Below are 702 nucleotides of genomic sequence, written 5' to 3' on the forward strand. Positions count from 1 at the left end.
GATAGTCAGGTTACGACCTTCTACTTTCTTAAGTACTTCTTGAACATAAGAGGCCGTTTCTGGAGGCTGTTCATCCGAGTACCGCACGCCAAGACCACCGCCGATATCGAGATGCTCTAGCGTAATGCCTTTGTCTTGTAGTTGATCGACTAGCAACAGCACACGATCTAGTGCATCAAGGAATGGCTGAGTTTCGGTTAACTGAGAACCGATATGGCAATCAATCCCTGTTACACGAATACCTTCCAGTGAGGCTGCTGCTTGATAAATATCAAGCGCGACATCAATCGATACGCCGAATTTATTATCTTTCAAACCCGTTGAAATATAGGGATGGGTCTTCGCATCTACGTCTGGATTCACACGCAAAGAAATCGGCGCAACCATGCCCAAAGCCGATGCAACTTCGTTAAGCTGATATAACTCTGACTCAGACTCTACATTGAAACAGTGAACGCCCGCTTTTAGGGCTTCAGCCATTTCATCTGCTTGCTTACCCACACCCGAAAAAACAACTTTCGATGCGTCAGCACCTGCCGCGAGTACACGCTTTAATTCGCCAATCGATACGATGTCAAAACCTGCACCTAAATGAGCAAGAATGCTCAATACCGCGAGATTCGAATTCGCTTTTACTGCGTAACAAACAAGGTGATCGTGATCCCCGAATGCATTTTTATAAGCAAGAAAGCTCTGCTCAAA

General features: G+C 45.7%; 1 protein-coding gene. It reads right to left on the reverse strand.

Annotation, left to right across the window (positions count from 1 at the left end):
* A partial coding sequence (locus A3762_RS22375; RefSeq protein WP_197469498.1) for a diaminopimelate decarboxylase occupies window positions 1–702 on the reverse strand: 702 nt, incomplete at both ends.

The sequence above is a fragment of the Oleiphilus sp. HI0125 genome (genome assembly GCF_001635355.1).